We start from the raw sequence: 18,674 nt of genomic DNA, 5'->3' as shown, positions 1-18,674 counted from the left end.
TCTTTACGCGCGTGAGGAGACAATCGGTGCTGCTGCGCGCCGATTTTCACGGGCTTTTGCCGGTCGTTAAAATGTGAGCGTTTCCATTTACCGCGGATGAAGACCTGCATGTCATATCGGCCCGATGCGCCGGTTTGGCCGAGAGCTTCTTCCTGCGTGAAAAACGATAAGAATGGGAACGACATGGGCGCGGAAAGCGTAGATCGGATCGGCCTCCGCAGGAAGCCGAAGCAGGAGCGCAGTATCCAGAGGCTGGACCTCATTCTCGCCGCCGCTTCGAAGATCATTGCAAAAAAAGGTGTCAGCGCCATGCGGATGACGGAACTCGCCGTCGCCGCCAAGGTGCCGATCGGTTCTGTCTATCAGTATTTTCCGGAGAAGGCGGCGATCGTCAAAGCGCTGTTCGACCAGCACGCTTCGGCAATCCAGGCGAAGGCGGCAGCGATGTTCGCCGATGTACAGTCGCTGGACCAGGCGCTCGATCTCGTCTGCGCGACCATCGACTGGTACTATGAATCCTACCGCAACGACCCCGTCTATCTCGGCGTCTGGATGGGCACGGAGACGGATCAGGATCTCTTGCAGCTGAACATCGAGCATAGCGGCCGCGTCGCAGGCATCTTCCAGGACGCCGTCCGCCAGCTGGCGCCCGATCTCTGCGACGAGGAAATGTATGCGCGCACTTACCTCTTCAGCCACCTGATCGGCGCCGTCATCCGGCTTGCGGCCGTCAGCGAGGAAACCCTGGCGCGGCGCATGCTCGACGAGTGGAAGCGCGTCATCCGCGCCTCGCTTTTCGCCGCTGCGGCGCCAAGCGCCGCCTGAGCGCCTCTACCAGCTCGGCACCATGTTGGCGGCCTTCAGCCGCGGGTAACGCGCCTGGGCGGATTTGACGTCCGCCTCGAGATTGTCGTCGATGACGGCAGGCGTGATGTTGTCGAGGCAGGCGGTGATATGGGCGGTGATCGCGTTCATCAGCGAGATCGAGACGCCCGGCCGCTTCATGATGCCGATCTGCACCGGTGGTAGCGCCGGAAAACCATCGGCCTGGCTCAGCACCTTCATGCCCGTCCGCAAAGCCGACTCCGGCATCACCGAAACCGCCATGCCGGCAAGCACGGCGGCGGCAACCACGGTGCAGGACCAGCTGGTGAACAGGATCTGGTGTTCGCGTCCCACAGCATCGAGCGCCGAGCAGGCGAGCTGGCGCCACTGGCAGTCGCGCCGGCCGACGGCAAGCGGCACCGGCGCATCGTCGCGGATCGGATGGTTGGCCGATCCGACCCAGCAGAGCGGCTCGGTTCTCACCACATCGGACATGCGCTCGCGCGGGTTATGGGTGACGAGCGCGATATCGAGCTCGCCCTTGTGCATGCGCTCGGCAAGGTCCACCGAAGGCTCGCAGACGATGTAGAGCTCGACGTTCGGATGCGTCTTGGCGAAGCGGCCGATGATCTCGGGCATATAGCGGTCGGCGTAATCATCAGGCGTGCCGATGCGCAGCGTCCCCTCCAGCCTGTTGTCGTCGAAGGCGGCGATCGCCTCATTGTTGAGGCGGATGATGCGCCGGGCGTAATTGAGCAGCTTCTCGCCCTCGACCGTCAGCCGGTTGCCGCGGCCGTCCTTGATGAACAGCTGCTTGCCGATGCGCTCCTCGAGGCGGCGCATCTGCATGGAAACGGCCGATTGGGTCTTGTAGACCTTGTCGGCCGCCTTGGTGAAGCTGCCGGAATCGACGATGGCGATGAAAGTCTGCAACTGGTCGAGATCAAGAGGCGCGGACATGGTATCACCCATAAAGATAGCTGATGATAATCATTAGAAACATTCGTTGGACTGATCAATAGGTCTTTGGCATCTTCGGGATGCAAATCAAGCAAAGTGAAGGACAGACACCCTGCCTGTCCAAGCAGAATTCAGCCTGATCCCTCCCGCACGACCTCGCGGGCGGGGTGGGTTGTTGCGTGCCCGAAAGAAAGGAGAGTTCGATGCACACGACAGACCGAACAATAGAACTCGACTGCAGCAAGCTGACCCCGACGCTTTTCCAGCGTCTGGTGGCAGGTCTCGCTCCGCTGGTCGCCCTCTTTCGCGGGTTCCGCAATCGCATGGAGATCAACGCGTTGCATGATCTGAACGACAGTCAGCTGAGGGATATCGGCCTTACCAGGTCCGACCTTACCTCCGCGTTCCTGGCCTCGACCTTTTTCGAGGACCCGTCGGAACATCTGACGCGCTCGGCGCGAAAGCGCTGGAGCCTGTCGCTCTTCCGCCCCTACCAGGAGTAGGGGCGTCGAGTTTCCCCGCAGGGTGATAGCCAATAGCCCTGCCGCTTGACCCGGTGATCGGCTTTTCCCAAGCCATCTCCGGGTTTTTTTATTCCTTGGTTTCAGAAGAAGGTTTCGGCCGGTAGGTTTCGAAGATCGCTTCCAGGCTCTTCTGGTAGCTCTTCTGCACTTCGAGCCCGCTGTCGAACATGGCGTTCAGCATCTCGGCATAGGTTTCCGCCTTGGCCTTCGTTTCCTCTTTCGGAGGCTCGGGGGGCTTTGCTGCCGGGGATTTGGCCGCCGGCTGCTGGCTAAGACCTGCCATCATTTCCTGGAAGGCCTTGGCAAAGGGATTGTCGAGGAAGGGGTTCGGTTGAGACGCGGGCTCCGGCTTCGGCGTCGAAAACATCACCTGCATCGCCTGCGTGAACGGATTGTCGAAGATGCTGGGCTCAGGGGCTGCCTTCGGCTTCGGCGCAAAGCCGGTGCTCTCAAGCCATTTCTGGATGCTCTCGCCCATTGCCGTGTTGACGAAGGGATTGACCGGCGAGGCCATCTGGCCGGTCGTCTGCTTGAAGAGCCCGCCCATCAGCGTGTCGGCCAGCACCGGCAGCATCTGCTTGTAGATGTCCTGACCGATGCCGGTCATCTGCGCCGCCTGGGCGGCGATCGCGCGCGAGACCTCCTTCGAGCCGAAAAGCTGGGCGAGGATGTTGTTGCCGTCGGAAATGCCCTCCGGTGTGAAGGCCCGGCTCATATCCTCGAAATAGCGCGCGTAATTGCCGGAGGCGACGGCCTGCATCAGCCCGACGAAATCATACGGGTTGCTGGTGCTGCGCTTCAGGCCGGCGGAAAAAGCGGGCATCAGTGCGGCCATCGCCTTGGTCGCCTGTTCCTGCGCCAGGTTGAATTGCCGGGCGACCGCCTCCATCGCCGCACCGTTCTGCGCCTGCATCATCATGTCGAAGAGTGGCAGCATGGAAGGTCCCTTTCCCCGAGTCGTGACGCGTTGTAGCGTCACTATATCCGGAAATGGTAATGCGCAAACGGCTTTTTGCCAGAGGAACTTAGAGAGACGGTCTCAGTACTGATAGTCTTCGAAGACCGGCTCGACGGAACCCTGCCAGCGGCCGTTGTAGAGCGAAAGCAGATCCTCGGCGAGCGTCGCCTTCTTGGCGAGCACTTCGTCGAGCGGCGCAAGGAAGATGCTCTCGTCCTGGCCTTCCCCGTTGAGCTTGCCGCGCGCCTTGAGGCCGGCCCGCGATATGCCGATCACTTCTCGCGCCACGTCGAAGAGCGCATGCCCGCGAAACGCAGCCTTCAGCCCTTGCGCCGGAACGGCATCGCGCAGGGCGCTGATCTCGGCAAAGCCCCAATCCTTGGTCAGTTCGTCGGCCGCCTCCAGGGCTGCGTCTTCGTAGAGCAGGCCGACCCAGAAGGCCGGCAAGGCACAGATGCGCCGCCAGGGGCCGCCATCGGCGCCGCGCATTTCGAGGAAGCGCTTCAGCCTGACGTCGGGGAAGAGCGTCGAAAGATGGTTGGTCCAGTCGCCCATCGTCGGCGCCGGATCGGCGACCTCGCCCTTCAATGCGCCGTTCATGAACTGGCGGAAGGTGACGCGCGTACAGTCGTGATAACGGCCGTCGCGGACGATGAAATACATCGGCACGTCGAGCGCCCATTCGGCATAGTCCTTGAAGCCGAAATCGTCGCGGAAGGTGAAATCGAGCAGGCCGGCGCGGCGGTTGTCGGTATCGCGCCAGATGTCGCCGCGCCAGGAGAGCAGCCCGTTCGGCTTGCCCTCGGTGAAGGGCGAGGATGCAAACAGCGCGGTCGCCAGCGACTGCAGCTTCATCGAGACGCGCATCTTCTTGCGCATGTCGGCTTCCGAGGAGAAGTCGAGATTCACCTGGATCGTGCAGGTGCGGTACATCATGTCGAGACCTTGGGTGCCGACCTTCGGCATATAGCGGGTCATGATCTCGTAGCGCGATTTCGGCATCTGCGGGGTTTCCGCATAGGTCCATTTCGGACTGCCGCCGATGCCGAGGAAGCGGATTCCCATCGGCTCGGCGATTTCGCGCAGCGTCGCCAGATGCTGGTTCGATTCCTTGCAGGTCTGGTGGATCGTCTCCAGCGGCGCGCCTGACAATTCGAACTGGCCGCCGGGCTCGATCGAGATCGCCCCCATGCCGTTCTGTTCGGCAAGGCCGATGATGTTGGCGCCGTCCATGATCGGCTCCCAGCCGCTCTTTTTCTGCAGGCCGGTGAGCAGGGCGGAAATGCTGGCATCGCCGAAGTAGGGAACCGGGCTGTTATCGGCGCGGAAGAAGGCGAACTTCTCGTGTTCGGTGCCTATCCGGAAGCGCTCCCGCGGCTTGTTGCCCGCAGCGAGGTAATCGGTCAGTTCCTGGACCGAAGAGAGCGGCGTCTGGTCGGTAGTATCGCGGGCCATGCGGGGTACCTGTATTCGAAAAGGCGCCCAGGGGGCCGGGCAATTGGAAGGTGATTAGGACCCAAGCCACGTATGTTGCAAGTGAAATTCTTTCAATGACGCATCAAAAAAACAGCAGTGATTTCCGCGTCAACCCGTTTTCGGCGTCACGTCCAGTCGCCGATCGCCGCCTGGACCACGGCGAGCGCCGCAACGGCTGCCGTGTCGGCCCGCAGGATGCGCGGTCCGAGCGGAATGGCGGTGACGAAATCGAGGCTTCGAAGCCGGGCGCGTTCTTCCTCCGAAAAGCCGCCTTCCGGCCCGACCAGCAGGGCGAGGTGCCTTTCCCTAATGGCGGACAAGACTGGCAGCGGGTTCTGCCCGGCATCGCCCTCGTCGCAATAGATGATGCGGCGCTCGCTGGGCCAGCGGTCGAGCAGGTCGGAAAGCCTCGCCGGCTCGGCCACCTCAGGGATGCCGAGGACGCCGCATTGCTCCGCTGCCTCGACGACGTTGGCACGGAGCTTGCCGAGATTGGTGATCTTTCCCTGCACGTGCTGGGTCACCACAGGCTGCAGCAAACCGGCTCCCATTTCCACGGCTTTCTGCACGAGATAATCCATGCGCCCGACCTTCAGCGGCGCGAAGAGATAATGCAGGTCGCAAGGCGCCGGCTGCGGCCGCGTCTCTTCCTTTGCCGTCAGCAGGATGCGTTTGCGTGTGGGGAAGGAGAGGCTCGCCTTCCACTCGCCGTCACGGCCGTTGAAGAGCAGGATCTCCGCGCCATCCTCCATCCTCAGCACATTGGCGAGATAATTGAACTGGTCGGAATTTGCCTCCAGGACGGCGCCGCGGGAAAGCGGCGCATCGACGAACAGTCGTTGCATGCGAAAATTGGCGCGCATTTGAAAACTCAGAAGTTCAGACGAAGAGCGCGAACATAGCCCAATAAATCATTGCCGCAAGCGTGGCCGAAACCGGCACGGTGACGATCCAGGCAGCCACGATCGTCATGAAATGCGAGCGGCGCACCAGATAACGCCGCCGCCTCTCGTGGACGTTCGGCTCCTCCGGCTCGTCGAGCTCCCAGGTCTCGGTCTTGCGCCTGATATAGGCGATGCGGCGCTTCGAATTGCGGGTATACCATTCGCGGAAGAAACCGACGCCGAACACCGAGCCGACGGCGATATGCGTGGTGCTGACCGGCAGGCCGAGCCAGGAGGCGACGATGACGGTGAAAGCGGTCGACAGCGCGACGCAATAGGCGCGCATCGGGTTGAGCTTGGTGATCTCTTCGCCGACCAGGCGGATGAGGCGCGGCCCGAAGAGCAGCAGGCCGACGGAGATGCCGAAGGCGCCGATCAGCATCACCCAGAGCGGCGGGTGGCCCGCGCCTCCGTCACCACCGACGCTGGCGGAGCGGACGATCGCCGACAGCGGCCCGACAGCGTTCGAAACGTCGTTTGCCCCGTGCGCGAAAGAAAGCAGCGCTGCCGACCCGATCAGCGGCAGGCGGAACAGCGCCCGCAGCGAGCTGTTGCGGTTTTCGAGATTCCGCGCTTGCGCGAGCACGAGCGGGCGGGCGCAAAGCCAGCTCACCAGGCCGATGCCGATCCCGATGAGAATGACGGTGAGAGACGGAAAGCGACCGGCGGGCGACAGCTGCAGCACCATATAGGCCATGAAGCTGCCGGCCATCACGGCGACCAGGACCGGCACCCAGCGCCGCGCCGCCGCGATCTTGTCGTCGCGATAGATGATGAGCGTCTTGACGAGATAGAGCAGGCCGGCGGCGATCAGTCCGCCGATCAGCGGCGAAGTGATCCAGCTCGAGGTGATTTCCAGCATCACCCGCCAGTTTACCGGCTCCGGCCCGACGGCGGCGACGCCGGCGCCGATCACCGCGCCGACGATCGCATGCGTGGTGGAAACCGGCGCGTTCATCCAGGTTGCGAGATTGATCCAGAGGGCTGCCGCGGTCAGCGCCGCCATCATGATCCAGCCGAGCACCACAGGCGGCACCTGGGCGGCATCAACGATGTTGGAGGAAATCGTCTTGACGACCTCGCCGCCGGCGATCGTGGCCCCCAGGACCTCGAAGATCGCGGCGATGACAAGCGCCTGGCCCATCGTCATGGCGCGTGCGCCGACGGCCGCGCCCACATTGTTGGTCACGTCGTTGGCGCCGATATTCAGCGCCATGTAGGCGGCAAGGGCGGCTGCCGCCACGACGAGCACGGCTCCCGGCCGGTCGAAGACGTAGACGCCGGCAAACAGCATGGCGAGACCAAGGAAAATCAGCCCAAGACCGGGGGCCACCAGCCGTCGCGCCACATGCTTTGCCGCGTCCTCGACATAGGTGATCTTATCGAGATCTTTGTCGAGCGTGCGTTTGGTAAGAACTGCTGGGCGTGGCGGCATTCGTTTTTCCAGAGATAAATCTGCTTCTACGCTGCTTTTTTAGCAGTGCAAGATGGCAGGATTCATTCCGCCGGAATTTGCTTCGCCGGTTTGGCCGAAAGCCTGTCGATCATCTTTTGCTTGAAGGCGAGGAAAAGGTGGCGCAGCTCCGGTTCGCGCACGCGCTTGGCCGCCTCGTCGAACGACACCCATTCGATGGTGCGCTCGCCCTTCTCTTTGAAATTCTTTGCCATGTCGGTGACTTCGAGCGCATAGACCTGCACCTTGCAGATCACCTGCACCCCGTCGCGCAGCACCTTCGGATAGGTATAGGCGCCGAGCGTTTCCGCCTCGACGGAGCCGCGGACGCCGGCTTCCTCCAGGGCTTCCTGCATCGCGACTTCATGGGCGCATTTCCCATTCATCGGCCAGCCCTTGGGAATGACCCAGCGGCCGGTATCGCGGCTCGTCATCAGGAGCACCTCGACCTCACCGCTTTTCTTCTTCACCCGGTAGCACAGCGCGCCGTATTGTTGTCGCGGCGGACGCCGGAACATCAGTTGCACATCGGATGCCAATCTGGCGAGAAGAGTCAATTGTCGGGTCACCTTCGCAGTGGTTGTTAGGAATCACTCATATACGTGTATCACGGAAAGCTTACGCAATCCAAAACCGAGCACGGTCCGAAACGTGGTTTCACCGCCGTTCTTAGGGGAAATCGAGCAGGGGCAGGCTCAGAAATCCGTCACGACCTGTTTCGAATGCGCCATATTGCACAGGTGTACAATATGGCTTCGTCTTGCTTTCTAATCAATGGCGGGATCAATTGTTCCCAATCATTTTGCGAATGTGGCAACTATGCGTCTACCGCCTCTCAATGCCGTGCGCGCCTTCGAGGCCGTTTGCCGCCACGGCAGTATTTTGAAGGCCGCCGAGGAGCTGAATGTCGTGCGCGGCGCCGTGCGCCAGCAGATCGCGACGCTCGAGAATCACTTCGGCCGCAAGCTCTTCACACGCGAAGGCCGCAGGCTGGTTCCGACTGGCGAGGCATGCGCTTTCGCCGAAGCCTCGGGCGCGGCATTCGACATCCTGCAGCGCGCCGCTTCGGAGTTCGAAAGTGCCGGAACGGGCCGCCTCCGCCTCGGCGTTCCCTCCGCCTTCGCCGTCTGGTGGCTGATGCCGCGCGTCGCGGACATGCAGGCCGGCCTCGGCGATCTCTTGGTCGATATCGTCCCGATGACCGTGGTCGAACCGCTGCAGAAGCACCCGGAACTGGACGCGGTGATCATGGGCGGCGAATACCGGCCGGCCGCGGGGATTACCGCGCTGCGCTTCATGGAGGACGAGTTCGGCCCGGTCGCCACGCCGGCGCTTGCGGCGATGCTGTCGAAAGACCCCACCGCAATGGCTGCGCAAACGATGCTGGTCAGCCGCAGCGCCCCGAAGTTATGGGACGAATGGTTTGCCGAAAGCGCCACGCCGCCCGTCGCCTTTTCACGCCGCCAGGAATTCGAGGATCTGCTGCTGGCGCTCGGTGCGGCCCGTTCCGGGCTTGGTATCGCCCTTGCGCCGCGCGCCTCGATAGAAGACGATCTTGAGCGCGGGCGGCTGGTCGCGCCCTACGACTTCATCTCCCGGCCCTCGGGTTACAGCCTTTGCTGCCGCAAGCCCGATGCGAAACGGCCGGCCTTTGCTGCCTTGTCCGGCTGGCTGCTTCGTTGCGGGAAGCGAGCCTGAAGGGGCAGATTTTCTGCTCTTTCGTCAGAATAACCTCCATACTCGCCATCCTTTCGCTCAGCTAGAAATGGCGCCGGCATCAGACGCAGAGGAGAACATGATGGAAAGGACTGCAACCCGCATCGATTGGATCGCCAGCAGTTGCCGGCTGCTCAAGGCCACGGCGGCCGAATTCGAGCGCACGCGCCCCTTCGAGGGCCTGTCGATCGGCACCGGCATCCATCTCGAGCCGAAGACGGTAGCGCTGTTGATGACGCTTCGCGCCGGCGGGGCGCATCTCGTCTGCACCGGCAACCTCAACAGCACCCAGCCTTCGACGGTCGAGTTCCTGCGTGCACAGGGCATCACCGTCTTTGCCACCCAGACGACCGATCCTGCCGCGCATCACCAGAGCCTGGAAGCGGTGATTGCCGAAAGGCCGGAACTGCTGCTCGACAATGGCGGCGATCTCTTCGCCATCGCCGCGGAAAAGCCCTATGCGAACCTCCTTGGCGGCACCGAGGAGACGACGTCGGGCCGCACGCGGCTGCTACCGATGCGCGAGCGCCTGAACATGCCGATCCTCGTCATCAACGACAGCCCGATCAAGCAGTTCGCCGAAAACAGGCATGCCGTCGGCCAGAGCCTGTTCGAAAGCTATCTGCGCTTCACCAACCGGTCCACCAATGGCAAACGCGTCACGGTTTTTGGCTACGGCGCCTGCGGCAAAGGCACGGCCGCCTGTTTCCGCAATGCCTTTTCCACCGTCAGCGTCGTCGATATCGATCCGGTGACGACGCTCGAAGCCCATCTCGACGGTTTCGTCACGCCGCTGCGCGAGGCGGCGATCCGCTCGGCCGATATTCTCGTCACCGTTACGGGTTTTGCCGATATCGTCACGGCCGCCGACCTGCCGCTCCTCAAGGACGGTGCAATCCTGATGAATGGCGGCCATTTCCCGCGTGAGATCGACGTCGAAGCCTTTCGGCGCCATCCCGACGTTATCGGCATCGATCGTTACGAGGCCGAGCATATCGAGACGTTCCATCTGAAGGACGGCCGGTCTTTTCACGTGCTCGGCGGCGGCCATATGGCCAATCTTGCCGGTCCGCGGCCGCTCGGCAATTCCGCCGAATCGATGGATCTCGGTTTCACGCTTCAGGCGCGCTGCCTGGAGCGCATCGCCAGGGGCGAAGCCGATGCCGGGTCCTGCGTCGTGCCGGTGCCGGCCGATATCGATGCGATGGTGGCGAACGCCTATCTCGATCTGTCGCGCTGACCCTGCCGCCTTCAGTCAGAGCTCCCAGTAGGGAACGGGTCCGTAAAGCTCGGTGAGATAATCGATGAACAGCCGCAACTTGGCCGGCAGGAACTGGCGGCTGGGATAGACGGCCGAGAGCGCGACATTGTGCGAGCCCTCATAGGCCGGCAGCACCTGCACCAGGCGGCCGGCCTTGAGTTCTTCGCCGATATCCCAGGTGGAGCGCAGCGCGATGCCGAGGCCGGCGATGACAGTCTCGCGGATCACTTCGCTGGAGTTGGTGATCAGCATGCCCTCCGGCCGCAGGCTGAGCGGTCCGTCCGGCCCGTTCAGCCGCCAGGTGTCGTTGTTGTGCGCCGGCAGGCAGCGGTGGTGTTTCAGCGCGTCGATGGTTTCAGGCTTGCCATGCGCGGCAAGGTAATCCGGCGAGGCGCAGAGCAGCCGGCGCACCGGCGCGAGCCGTCGGGCGACGAGGCTTGAATCGGTGAGTTCGGCGATGCGGATGGCCAGGTCGAAGCCGCCGCCGACGATGTCGGAGAATTCGTCGGTCAGCACCAGATTGATCGCAAGGTCCGGATGCGCTTCCATGAAGTCTTTGAGATGCGGCGCGATATGCATGCGCCCGAAGGAGGTCGGCGCCGAGATCTTCAGCGTGCCGTGCATCTGCGTCGAGCGGCCGGAAATATAGAACTCGGCCTCTTCCAAGCCGGCGAGGATGCCGAGGACGCGGTCGTAGAAGCCTTGCCCGGCTTCCGTCAGCGAAATCTGCCGCGTCGTGCGCTGCAGAAGCCGGGTGCCGAGCCTGTCCTCCAGCCGCTTGATGCGCTTGGAACGACGGCGGGGGAAAAGCCGAGCGCCCGGCCGGCGAGCGACATGCTTCCTGTGGCCACGACCTTGGCGAAGATTTCGAGATCACCCAGATTGGTCATAAGGTTCTGCGGCTTTTTCCTCTTTTGGCATAAGTGCTTAGCATTTGCGCCGGTTTCGGGAAAGTGCTAAGCCGATGTCACGGCGGCAGGGAGGTTCGCGGCCGGTTCCCGCTGTCATTTTCCCGTCGCCAGGACTAGAACAGAATGATTTTAGGCCGGTTGGCCTAAGATCTGAATCCTGTTCTGTTAAAGAGTTAGAGCATGATGTCGCCCGAAAACCGCGCACATTTTTCGGCATCATGCTCTGGGGAGAACGCCATGTCCGACGCCATTCCGTTTCTGAAACCCCGTGCCGACGTGCTGGCGCGGCGGGCCCAGATCGTTGCCGATCTGACCGATCTCCTGCCGCCGGAATGCCTGGTCCATGAGGCGCGAGAGCTGGTGCCGTTCGAGACGGATGCTTTTGTCTCCTATCGGCGCCTGCCGCTTGCCGTCGCGCTGCCGCGCACGACGGCCGAGGTGTCTGCGGTCATGCGTTATTGCCATCGCTACGGGATTCCCGTCGTGCCGCGCGGCGCCGGCACCTCGCTGTCCGGCGGCGCCATTCCGCAGGAGGATGCCGTCGTGCTCGGTCTCTCCAAGATGAACGGCATCCTCGAGATCGATCTGGCGAACCGCGTCGCCGTGGTGCAGGCAGGTGTCACCAATCTCAATATTTCCGAATCCGTCTCCGCCGATGGCTTCTTCTATGCGCCCGATCCGAGCTCGCAGCTCGCCTGCACCATCGGCGGCAATATCGGCATGAATTCCGGCGGCGCCCACTGTCTGAAATATGGCGTCACCACCAACAATCTGCTCGGCGTCAAAATGGTGCTGGTCGACGGCACGGTGATCGAACTCGGCGGCATGGCGCTGGATGCGGCGGGTTATGATCTGCTCGGCCTCGTTTGCGGTCACGAGGGCCAGCTCGGCATCGTCACCGAGGCGACGGTGCGGCTGATCGCCAAGCCGGAAGGCGCGCGCCCGGTGCTCTTCGGCTTCGAAGCGTCGGAGGAAGCCGGCGCCTGCGTGGCCGATGTCATCGCCGCCGGCATCATTCCGGTTGCGATCGAATTCATGGACAAGCCGGCGATCGAGATCTGCGAGGCCTTCGCCCATGCCGGCTATCCCCTCGATGTCGGCGCGCTCCTGATCGTCGAGGTCGAAGGTTCGGAAGCCGAGATGGACGCGACGCTGAAGGACATCGTCGAAATCGCCCGCCGGCACGGCGTGAAGACCGTGCGCGAATGCCAGTCGGCGACCGAAGCGGCGCTGATCTGGAAGGGCCGCAAATCCGCCTTCGGCGCCACCGGCCGGATCGCCGACTATATCTGCATGGACGGCACCGTGCCGCTCAGCCAGCTTTCCCATGTGCTGAAGCGGACAGCGGAGATCGTTGATCATTACGGCCTGCGCGTCGCCAATGTCTTCCATGCCGGCGACGGCAACATGCATCCGCTGATCCTCTTCAATGCCAACGATCCCGAGGATGCCGCCAGGGCGGAAGCGGCCGGCAACGATATTCTGAAGCTCTGCGTCGATGCCGGCGGCTGCCTCACCGGCGAGCATGGCGTCGGCATCGAGAAGCGCGACCTGATGCGGCATCAATATTCCGAGGCCGACCTTGCCCAGCAGATGGCGGTGCGCGCCGCCTTCGATCCCGGCTGGATCCTCAACCCCTCGAAGGTCTTCCCGCTCGAAGGACGCCCTGCCGCATGATCGATCTGATGCCGACGAGCGAGGAACAGGCGGCGGCGATCGTCTTCGCCCATGCGGAGATGAACCGGCCGCTTGCGATCTGCGGCGGCGATACGCGCTCGGGTTTCGGCAATGCCGTTGCCGCCGAAGACCGGCTGCGATCGACCAGGCTTTCCGGCATCCTCGCCTATAATCCCGGCGAGATGGTCATGACGGTCCGTTCGGGCACGCCGCTTGCCGAGGTCGAGGCGGCGCTCGCCGAAGCAGGCCAGATGCTCGCCTTCGAGCCGATGGATCATCGCCTTGTCATGGGCAGGTCGGGCGAGCCGACCATCGGCGGCGTCTTCGCCGCCAATGTCTCCGGCCCGCGCCGCCTCGTTGCGGGCGCTGCCCGCGACAGCCTGCTCGGGGTGCGCTTCGTCAACGGCAGGGGCGAGGTCATCAAGGCCGGCGGCCGGGTGATGAAGAATGTCACCGGCCTCGATCTCGTCAAGCTGATCGCCGGTTCGCACGGTACGCTGGGTTTTCTGACCGAAGTCACCTTCCGCGTGCCGCCGCGCCCGAAGACGGAACGGACCGTGGTTCTCTCCGGCCTCAACGATGCCGAGGCGGCAAAGGCCATGGCGGCGGCGATGGCGCTGCCGGTCGAAGTCTCAGGCGCGGCCCATCTGCCTTTGACGGTGACGTGGAAATTCCTCGCCGGCAAGCTTCCGGAAGGCGAGGCGACGGTTCTGCGCATCGAGGGCTTGGCCGGCTCCGTCGACGTGCGCCTCGAAAAGCTTGCGGCGGCAATGTCTGCCTTCGCCACGGTCACGCGGCTGGACGAGAGTGAAAGCCAGAGGCTCTGGCGGGAAATCCGCGACGTGCTGCCCTATGCCGACGGCACGACGCGGCCGGTCTGGCGCGTCTCGGTCGCCCCCGGTACCGGCCATCAGCTCGTCGCGGCGCTCCGCCTCGAAGCCGGCGTCGATGCCTTTTATGATTGGCAGGGCGGCCTCGTCTGGATGCGCATGGAGGCGGATCCCGAAGCCGAACTGGTCCGTCGCTACATCAAGGTGCTCGGCGGCGGCCACGCGACGCTCATCCGCGCCTCCTCCGCGGCGAGGGCGGCAACCGCTGCCTTTCATCCGGAGCCCGAGGCGGTGGCGATGCTGTCGCGGCGGGTGAAGGAGAAGTTCGATCCGGCCGGGATCTTCAATCCGGGGAAGATGGGGTCGTGAAGATGCTTGTTGCCGACTGCCCACGCTCGATGAATTGCACGAAGGTGCCTCTTGCTCCCCCTTCGCCCCAGCGGGGGTCCGAAGGACGGGTCGAGACCCGCGGCTCGACCCCGGTTGGTGGCCCGAAGGGTCGGATGAGGGGGCCACACGGCATGCAGTCTGTCGTCTTCTCGCTTTTGTCCCGGGTGCGGCCCCCTCATCCGCCCTTCGGGCACCTTCTCCCCGCTGGGGCGAAGGGGGCACGGGAGGCCGCGTAAATGCAAACCAACTTCACTCCGACGCAGTTGCTCGACCCCGATGTCGCCGAATCCGAAAAGATCCTGCGCAAATGCGTGCATTGCGGTTTCTGCACCGCGACCTGTCCCACCTACGTGACGCTCGGCAACGAGCTCGACAGTCCGCGCGGCCGCATCTACTTGATCAAGGACATGCTGGAAAACGGCCGCCCGGCCGATGCCGAGGTCGTCACCCATATCGACCGCTGTCTTTCCTGCCTTGCCTGCGTCACCACCTGTCCGTCGGGCGTCGATTATATGCACCTGGTCGATCACGCCCGCGCCCATATCGAGAAGACCTATAAGCGGCCGTTGATGAACCGGCTGACGCGCGCCATCCTTGCCGCCGTGCTGCCCTATCCCGGCCGTTTCCGCCTGGCGCTCAATCTCGCCCGCCTCGGCCGGCCCTTTACCGGGCTGATGCGGCGTGGCGCGCTGAAGCCCTTTGGCGCCATGCTGTCACTTGCGCCGCGCCGCATTCCGGCTGCGTCGCCCTTCGCAAAACCCGGTACGCACCGGCCTGAGACGGAAAAACGGGGCCGCGTGGCGATCCTGACCGGTTGCGCCCAGCCGGTGCTCGACCCCGCGATCAACGCAGCTGCGATCCGGCTGCTGACGCGGCTTGGCGTCGAGGTCGTGGTGCCGGAAGGCGAGGTCTGCTGCGGCTCACTCGTTCATCACATGGGCCGGGCCGAACAGGCGCTCGAAAGCGCGCGGGCCAATGTCGATATCTGGACGCGTGAGATCGAAGGGCAGGGGCTCGATGCGATCATCATCACCGCCTCGGGCTGCGGCACGACGATCAAGGATTACGGCCACATGCTGCGCCTCGATCCCGCCTATGCCGCAAAGGCGGCCAGGGTTTCGGCGCTGGCCAAGGACATCACGGAATATCTCGCCGCCATCGACCTGCCTGCGCAGGTGCCGAAGGGCCTCACGGTCGCCTATCATTCCGCCTGTTCCATGCAGCACGGCCAGCGCATCACCCTTCAGCCGAAGCAATTGCTGAAAGCGGCGGGCTTTACGGTGCGCGATCCCGCCGAAGGCCATCTCTGCTGCGGTTCCGCCGGCACCTACAACATCATGCAGCCGGAAATCTCGGCGGCGCTGAAGGCGCGCAAGGTGAAGAATATCGAGGCGACCAAGGCCGACATCATCGCCACCGGCAATATCGGCTGCATCACCCAGATCGCCACCGGCACCGGCATTCCGATCCTGCATACCGTTGAATTGCTCGATTGGGCCTATGGCGGCGCTGTGCCTGAAAAATTAACGGATTTGTCGTTAGCTTGATGCCTGCGACGGCCGGCCTGGCCGTCTTCGGGAGGTTAGGCGATGTGGCGCGGAATGATTGTTCTTGCGGGATTGCTCGTGCAGGCGGGCATCGCCCACGCCGACAGCCGCTTTTTCTGCTCGGCCGATGACAAGCAAGCACGCTTCACGCTCGAAAGCGGCTTCGAAAGCGAAGCCGGCCATCGGCTCAACCATTTTCGCGGGGCGCTTATCGTCAAGGATCCCGCCCAGGCGACCGTCTTTGGAAAGCGCGTCTTCGAATCGCAGCATCTGACCAATCACTGGTCGCGTGACGGCGATCTGCTCCTGGAGGTTTTCGACGGGGGTAGTGACGATACCGGCGGGGCAACGCTGGATCTGGTCGTGGTCGCCGGCGAGCGCGGTAAGGCCGCGGCCAATTTCAGCGGCACCTATTCCCTGACGATCGCAGGCGGCAGCGAGCCCTACGCCGCTGAGGGCAAGGTTAGCTGCGGGACGAAGTAGAGCGATTTCAGGAAAACCGCGAAGCAGTTTTCCGTCTCCCCAAAAAGGCTAGAGCGGTCCTGCTTAACGAAGCTGAACCGCTCTAACACCGCAGCCGTAATTCAATATTACCAGTGGAACGACACGCCGACGTTGACGGCATTCGTGAAGATGTTGGTCTTCAGCCGGTCGCCGCTGTCGATCGGAACATCGACGCGCGAATAGGTGCCCTTGTATTCGACGAAGGTCGACCAGCGCTCGGTCACCTTGAAGTCGACGCCGGCCTGTGCCTGCAGCGTCACGCCGCCGAATTCATAGGCCCAGGTCTTGCCTTCGGGACGAATGACTTCGACATGCGGAATGTTCACGCCGATACCGGCGCCGAGATAGGGCGTCCAGCGGCGGGCCGGATCCTGGAAGCGATAGAGACCGTTCACGGTGAGAAGGTTCAGGCCGTCGGTGAATTCGAAATGCGACCAGCCGGCCTTGGCGAGCGTGTCGTCGTCGGCATAGACCTTGTCATGGGTGTAATCGAGCGAGATACCCCAGTTCGGCTTGTTGAAATCCTCGAGCCACCAGGTGACGCGGGCGCCGTAATAGGGCGGGCTGCCGAAGGACTTGCCTTCCCAGCCGGCGGTGAAATGCGTGCCGTCGGAGACGTCGACGCCGCTGTGCGGTGCGGTCTGATAGCCGCCGTAAATGGAGAATTCCAGGTCTTCCGCCGAGGCGGAAGCTGCCGAACAGATCGTGAAAAGCGCGATGCCCGCAAGTAGGGAAGCGGAGGAACGCAGCGCATATGTCATTGAATAGCCCCGATATTGCAAATATGTCGACTCTTAGGCACCTGTGCCAGCTTTCCGCCGCAAAGTCTAAGGAAAAGAAAAGGCGCGTCAAAATGCGCCTTTCGTTTTTTCGCAAGTGTTGCTCAGCCGCCGAACATCGTGCGCAGCACGTCGATGCCCTTGTCCTCGAACGCCACCTTGCCCTGCCGGTTGCCGGGGCCGATGACGATCACCCTGGTGCCGACGGGGGCGCGATCGTAAAGATGCATCACGTCGGCGTTCATCATTCGGATGCAGCCGGAAGACATGTTGAGACCGATCGTCCAGGGCTGGTTGGTGCCGTGGATGCGGAAGATGGTGTCGCGGCCGCCCTGATAGAGATACATGGCGCGGGCGCCGAGCGGATTGTCCTCGCCGCCTTCCTGGAAAGCGGGAATGATGTGGCCCTTGGCGGCTTCGCGGCGGCGCATCTCGGCCGGCGGCGTCCAGCTCGGCCATTCGGCCTTGCGGCCGATCTTGACGATGCCGGACCAGCCGAAGCCTTCACGGCCGACGCCGATACCGTAGCGGGTGGCGCGGTTGCCGCCTTCGACCAGATAGAGATATTTGTTGTTGGTATCGATGATGACCGTGCCGATCGGTTCTGTCGTTACCAGGCGCACTTTCTTGCGCTTGAACTGCGGCTTCACATATTTCGGCATCTGCGCCACGCGCACGATCTGCGCCGGGCGCCGTGCGTTGTCGGAGCCGGCAGGCGCGGCAAAGGCGGATGCAGACATCAAGGACAGAACAAGTCCGGCCGCAGCCAGACCTGACATCAATTTGATCATGATCGATTCCCCTCAAGCAAGTCCGCCTGAAGCTACATGAACTTCTGTCCGATTCAAGATCGGTCCGGCCGGGTGAAGCAATTTCGGGTGAGCAAGCCGCCTGTTCTTGCGGCTTGCTAGAGAACTTCCGTTTTTCCACGAAACACGGAAGTGATCTATCTCATTGTTTTCACAGAATTTCGACAGAAAAACTGCTGCACGCTTTTGCTGGAATTGCTCCAGCTATTATGTGTGCTATTACATGACGATGACGCGGGTCCCGACGTTGACGCGGTCGTAGAGATCGACGACGTCCTCGTTGCGCAGGCGGATGCAGCCGGAAGAAACGGCGCTGCCGATCGACCAGGGTGCGTTGGTGCCATGGATGCGGTAGAGCGTCGAGCCGAGATACATGGCGCGGGCGCCGAGCGGGTTTTCCGGGCCGCCGTCCATGCGCGCCGGCAGGTAATGGCCCTTGGCGGCTTCGCGGCTGATCATCTCGGAAGGCGGCGTCCAGTCCGGCCATTCCGTCTTGCGGGTGATCTTGTGGACGCCCGCCCATTCGAAGCCCGGCTTGCCGACGCCCACACCGTAGCGCCGGGCCTTGCCGCCTTCCATGACGAGATAGAGAAAGCGGTTGTTGGTATCGATGACGATCGTGCCGGGTTTTTCCTTGGTGTCGTAGTCCACCATCTGCGGCAGGAATTGCGGCTCGATCGGATTGCGGATCGCCGGTATGCCGGGTCTGATCGCCGATACGGTCTGGGGCGCTGCCTGCGGCGCCTGGCGCAGGACGCGGCGCTGGAAGAGGCCGCGCTGCTGGCGCTGGATGACCGGCCGCTGGTAGACGACGGGACGCACCTTGCCGCCGAGCTGATTGATCCACGGCGCGGTGAGATCCGGGCTCAGCACGACAGGCGGGCGAGTGGCGTAGCGGTCGTCTGCAATGGCGGCCTTGGAGAAGATGCCGCAGAGGGCTGCGGCAAGGACAATGTGTTTCATCATCGGACGAACTCTCTACAAATGAACGAAAATGTGCTGGCGGCCCATGTCCGCCCGCTGAGACGCTGCCACCCTTTCCGCCAGTGAATGGTAAAGATCGATTCCTGAAAGGCCGGCCGGCCGGATAAACTTTTCGTCAGGGTTACC

17 protein-coding genes and 1 pseudogene are annotated in these 18,674 nt (G+C 63.0%); 8 read left to right on the top strand and 10 right to left on the bottom strand.

The window, feature by feature from the left end:
* The first annotated feature begins 183 nt into the window (after positions 1-183).
* Positions 184-825, top strand: coding sequence for a TetR/AcrR family transcriptional regulator (locus tag CO670_RS02320; RefSeq protein WP_097588798.1), 642 nt, complete (start codon positions 184-186; stop codon positions 823-825).
* Between the two features lie 6 nt (positions 826-831).
* Here CO670_RS02320 and CO670_RS02315 read toward each other — a convergent pair whose 3' ends face one another.
* Positions 832-1,785, bottom strand: a complete 954-nt coding sequence (locus CO670_RS02315) for a LysR substrate-binding domain-containing protein (protein WP_097588797.1) — start codon at positions 1,783-1,785, stop codon at positions 832-834.
* Positions 1,786-1,988: 203 nt separating this feature from the next.
* On the opposite strand from CO670_RS02315, the gene CO670_RS02310 reads away from it, so the two are divergent.
* On the top strand, positions 1,989-2,288 hold the full coding sequence (locus CO670_RS02310; protein ID WP_097588796.1) for a DUF1127 domain-containing protein: 300 nt from the start codon (positions 1,989-1,991) through the stop codon (positions 2,286-2,288).
* Between the two features lie 88 nt (positions 2,289-2,376).
* Here the strand turns inward: CO670_RS02310 and CO670_RS02305 are convergent, their stop codons facing one another.
* From CO670_RS02305 to CO670_RS02285, 5 genes are all read right to left on the bottom strand, one after another.
* Positions 2,377-3,246 carry a DUF937 domain-containing protein gene (locus CO670_RS02305; RefSeq protein ID WP_097588795.1) on the bottom strand — a complete coding sequence of 290 codons (870 nt, stop codon included), beginning with the start codon at positions 3,244-3,246 and terminating at the stop codon, positions 2,377-2,379.
* Positions 3,247-3,348: 102 nt separating this feature from the next.
* Positions 3,349-4,722 (bottom strand): glutamate--cysteine ligase, encoded by a 1,374-nt coding sequence (locus tag CO670_RS02300; RefSeq protein ID WP_097588794.1) that lies wholly within the window; start codon positions 4,720-4,722, stop codon positions 3,349-3,351.
* A 146-nt stretch (positions 4,723-4,868) separates the two neighbouring features.
* Positions 4,869-5,606, bottom strand: coding sequence for a 16S rRNA (uracil(1498)-N(3))-methyltransferase (locus tag CO670_RS02295; RefSeq protein WP_097588793.1), 738 nt, complete (start codon positions 5,604-5,606; stop codon positions 4,869-4,871).
* A 16-nt stretch (positions 5,607-5,622) separates the two neighbouring features.
* A complete protein-coding gene (locus tag CO670_RS02290; protein WP_097588792.1) occupies positions 5,623-7,122 on the bottom strand; it encodes an inorganic phosphate transporter in 1,500 nt (499 codons plus the stop codon).
* 62 nt (positions 7,123-7,184) lie between these two features.
* Positions 7,185-7,697, bottom strand: coding sequence for an NUDIX hydrolase (locus CO670_RS02285; protein WP_097588791.1), 513 nt, complete (start codon positions 7,695-7,697; stop codon positions 7,185-7,187).
* Positions 7,698-7,959: 262 nt separating this feature from the next.
* Here CO670_RS02285 and CO670_RS02280 point away from each other — a divergent pair, with 262 nt between their 5' ends.
* Positions 7,960-8,838 (top strand): LysR substrate-binding domain-containing protein, encoded by an 879-nt coding sequence (locus tag CO670_RS02280; RefSeq protein ID WP_097588790.1) that lies wholly within the window; start codon positions 7,960-7,962, stop codon positions 8,836-8,838.
* A gap of 100 nt (positions 8,839-8,938) precedes the next feature.
* On the top strand, positions 8,939-10,096 hold the full coding sequence (locus CO670_RS02275) for an adenosylhomocysteinase (RefSeq protein WP_097588789.1): 1,158 nt from the start codon (positions 8,939-8,941) through the stop codon (positions 10,094-10,096).
* A gap of 15 nt (positions 10,097-10,111) precedes the next feature.
* Here the strand turns inward: CO670_RS02275 and CO670_RS02270 are convergent.
* Positions 10,112-11,007: pseudogene (locus tag CO670_RS02270) on the bottom strand (LysR family transcriptional regulator).
* Between the two features lie 258 nt (positions 11,008-11,265).
* Between CO670_RS02270 and CO670_RS02265 the strand changes: the two are divergent.
* The 4 genes from CO670_RS02265 (at position 11,266) to CO670_RS02245 (ending at position 15,955) form a co-directional block, all read left to right on the top strand.
* A complete protein-coding gene (locus CO670_RS02265; protein ID WP_097588788.1) occupies positions 11,266-12,705 on the top strand; it encodes an FAD-linked oxidase C-terminal domain-containing protein in 1,440 nt (479 codons plus the stop codon).
* Positions 12,702-13,904 (top strand): glycolate oxidase subunit GlcE, encoded by a 1,203-nt coding sequence (gene glcE, locus CO670_RS02260; RefSeq protein WP_097588787.1) that lies wholly within the window; start codon positions 12,702-12,704, stop codon positions 13,902-13,904. The genes CO670_RS02265 and glcE overlap by 4 nt, the downstream gene beginning before the upstream one ends.
* Before the next feature lie 257 nt (positions 13,905-14,161).
* Positions 14,162-15,472, top strand: coding sequence for a glycolate oxidase subunit GlcF (gene glcF / locus CO670_RS02250; protein ID WP_097588785.1), 1,311 nt, complete (start codon positions 14,162-14,164; stop codon positions 15,470-15,472).
* Positions 15,473-15,514: 42 nt separating this feature from the next.
* A complete protein-coding gene (locus CO670_RS02245; protein WP_097588784.1) occupies positions 15,515-15,955 on the top strand; it encodes a hypothetical protein in 441 nt (146 codons plus the stop codon).
* 107 nt (positions 15,956-16,062) lie between these two features.
* On the opposite strand, the gene CO670_RS02240 is transcribed toward CO670_RS02245, so the two are convergent.
* The 3 genes from CO670_RS02240 to CO670_RS02230 all read right to left on the bottom strand — a co-directional run bounded on the left by CO670_RS02240 (position 16,063) and on the right by CO670_RS02230 (position 18,530).
* Positions 16,063-16,737, bottom strand: coding sequence for a porin family protein (locus CO670_RS02240; protein WP_097588997.1), 675 nt, complete (start codon positions 16,735-16,737; stop codon positions 16,063-16,065).
* A gap of 122 nt (positions 16,738-16,859) precedes the next feature.
* On the bottom strand, positions 16,860-17,546 hold the full coding sequence (locus tag CO670_RS02235) for a L,D-transpeptidase (protein ID WP_097588783.1): 687 nt from the start codon (positions 17,544-17,546) through the stop codon (positions 16,860-16,862).
* A gap of 237 nt (positions 17,547-17,783) precedes the next feature.
* Positions 17,784-18,530 (bottom strand): L,D-transpeptidase, encoded by a 747-nt coding sequence (locus tag CO670_RS02230; protein ID WP_097588782.1) that lies wholly within the window; start codon positions 18,528-18,530, stop codon positions 17,784-17,786.
* Positions 18,531-18,674 lie beyond the last annotated feature (144 nt).

Origin of the sequence: Rhizobium sp. J15, from assembly GCF_002531825.1 — a bacterium.
In the GTDB taxonomy this organism is placed as follows: domain Bacteria; phylum Pseudomonadota; class Alphaproteobacteria; order Rhizobiales; family Rhizobiaceae; genus Rhizobium.
This window is presented reverse-complemented; position numbering and strand designations above follow the sequence as displayed.

Bases quoted from the DNA above. Each gene is read 5' to 3' on its own strand.
- CO670_RS02240 (WP_097588997.1), bottom strand. From the start codon at position 16,737: ATGACATATGCGCTGCGTTCCTCCGCTTCCCTACTTGCGGGCATCGCG.
- glcF (WP_097588785.1), top strand. From the start codon at position 14,162: ATGCAAACCAACTTCACTCCGACGCAGTTGCTCGACCCCGATGTCGCC.
- CO670_RS02290 (WP_097588792.1), bottom strand. From the start codon at position 7,122: ATGCCGCCACGCCCAGCAGTTCTTACCAAACGCACGCTCGACAAAGAT.
- CO670_RS02280 (WP_097588790.1), top strand. From the start codon at position 7,960: ATGCGTCTACCGCCTCTCAATGCCGTGCGCGCCTTCGAGGCCGTTTGC.
- CO670_RS02310 (WP_097588796.1), top strand. From the start codon at position 1,989: ATGCACACGACAGACCGAACAATAGAACTCGACTGCAGCAAGCTGACC.
- CO670_RS02300 (WP_097588794.1), bottom strand. From the start codon at position 4,722: ATGGCCCGCGATACTACCGACCAGACGCCGCTCTCTTCGGTCCAGGAA.
- CO670_RS02315 (WP_097588797.1), bottom strand. From the start codon at position 1,785: ATGTCCGCGCCTCTTGATCTCGACCAGTTGCAGACTTTCATCGCCATC.
- CO670_RS02230 (WP_097588782.1), bottom strand. From the start codon at position 18,530: ATGATGAAACACATTGTCCTTGCCGCAGCCCTCTGCGGCATCTTCTCC.
- CO670_RS02265 (WP_097588788.1), top strand. From the start codon at position 11,266: ATGTCCGACGCCATTCCGTTTCTGAAACCCCGTGCCGACGTGCTGGCG.
- glcE (WP_097588787.1), top strand. From the start codon at position 12,702: ATGATCGATCTGATGCCGACGAGCGAGGAACAGGCGGCGGCGATCGTC.
- CO670_RS02245 (WP_097588784.1), top strand. From the start codon at position 15,515: ATGTGGCGCGGAATGATTGTTCTTGCGGGATTGCTCGTGCAGGCGGGC.
- CO670_RS02295 (WP_097588793.1), bottom strand. From the start codon at position 5,606: ATGCGCGCCAATTTTCGCATGCAACGACTGTTCGTCGATGCGCCGCTT.
- CO670_RS02275 (WP_097588789.1), top strand. From the start codon at position 8,939: ATGGAAAGGACTGCAACCCGCATCGATTGGATCGCCAGCAGTTGCCGG.
- CO670_RS02305 (WP_097588795.1), bottom strand. From the start codon at position 3,246: ATGCTGCCACTCTTCGACATGATGATGCAGGCGCAGAACGGTGCGGCG.
- CO670_RS02235 (WP_097588783.1), bottom strand. From the start codon at position 17,546: ATGATCAAATTGATGTCAGGTCTGGCTGCGGCCGGACTTGTTCTGTCC.
- CO670_RS02320 (WP_097588798.1), top strand. From the start codon at position 184: ATGGGCGCGGAAAGCGTAGATCGGATCGGCCTCCGCAGGAAGCCGAAG.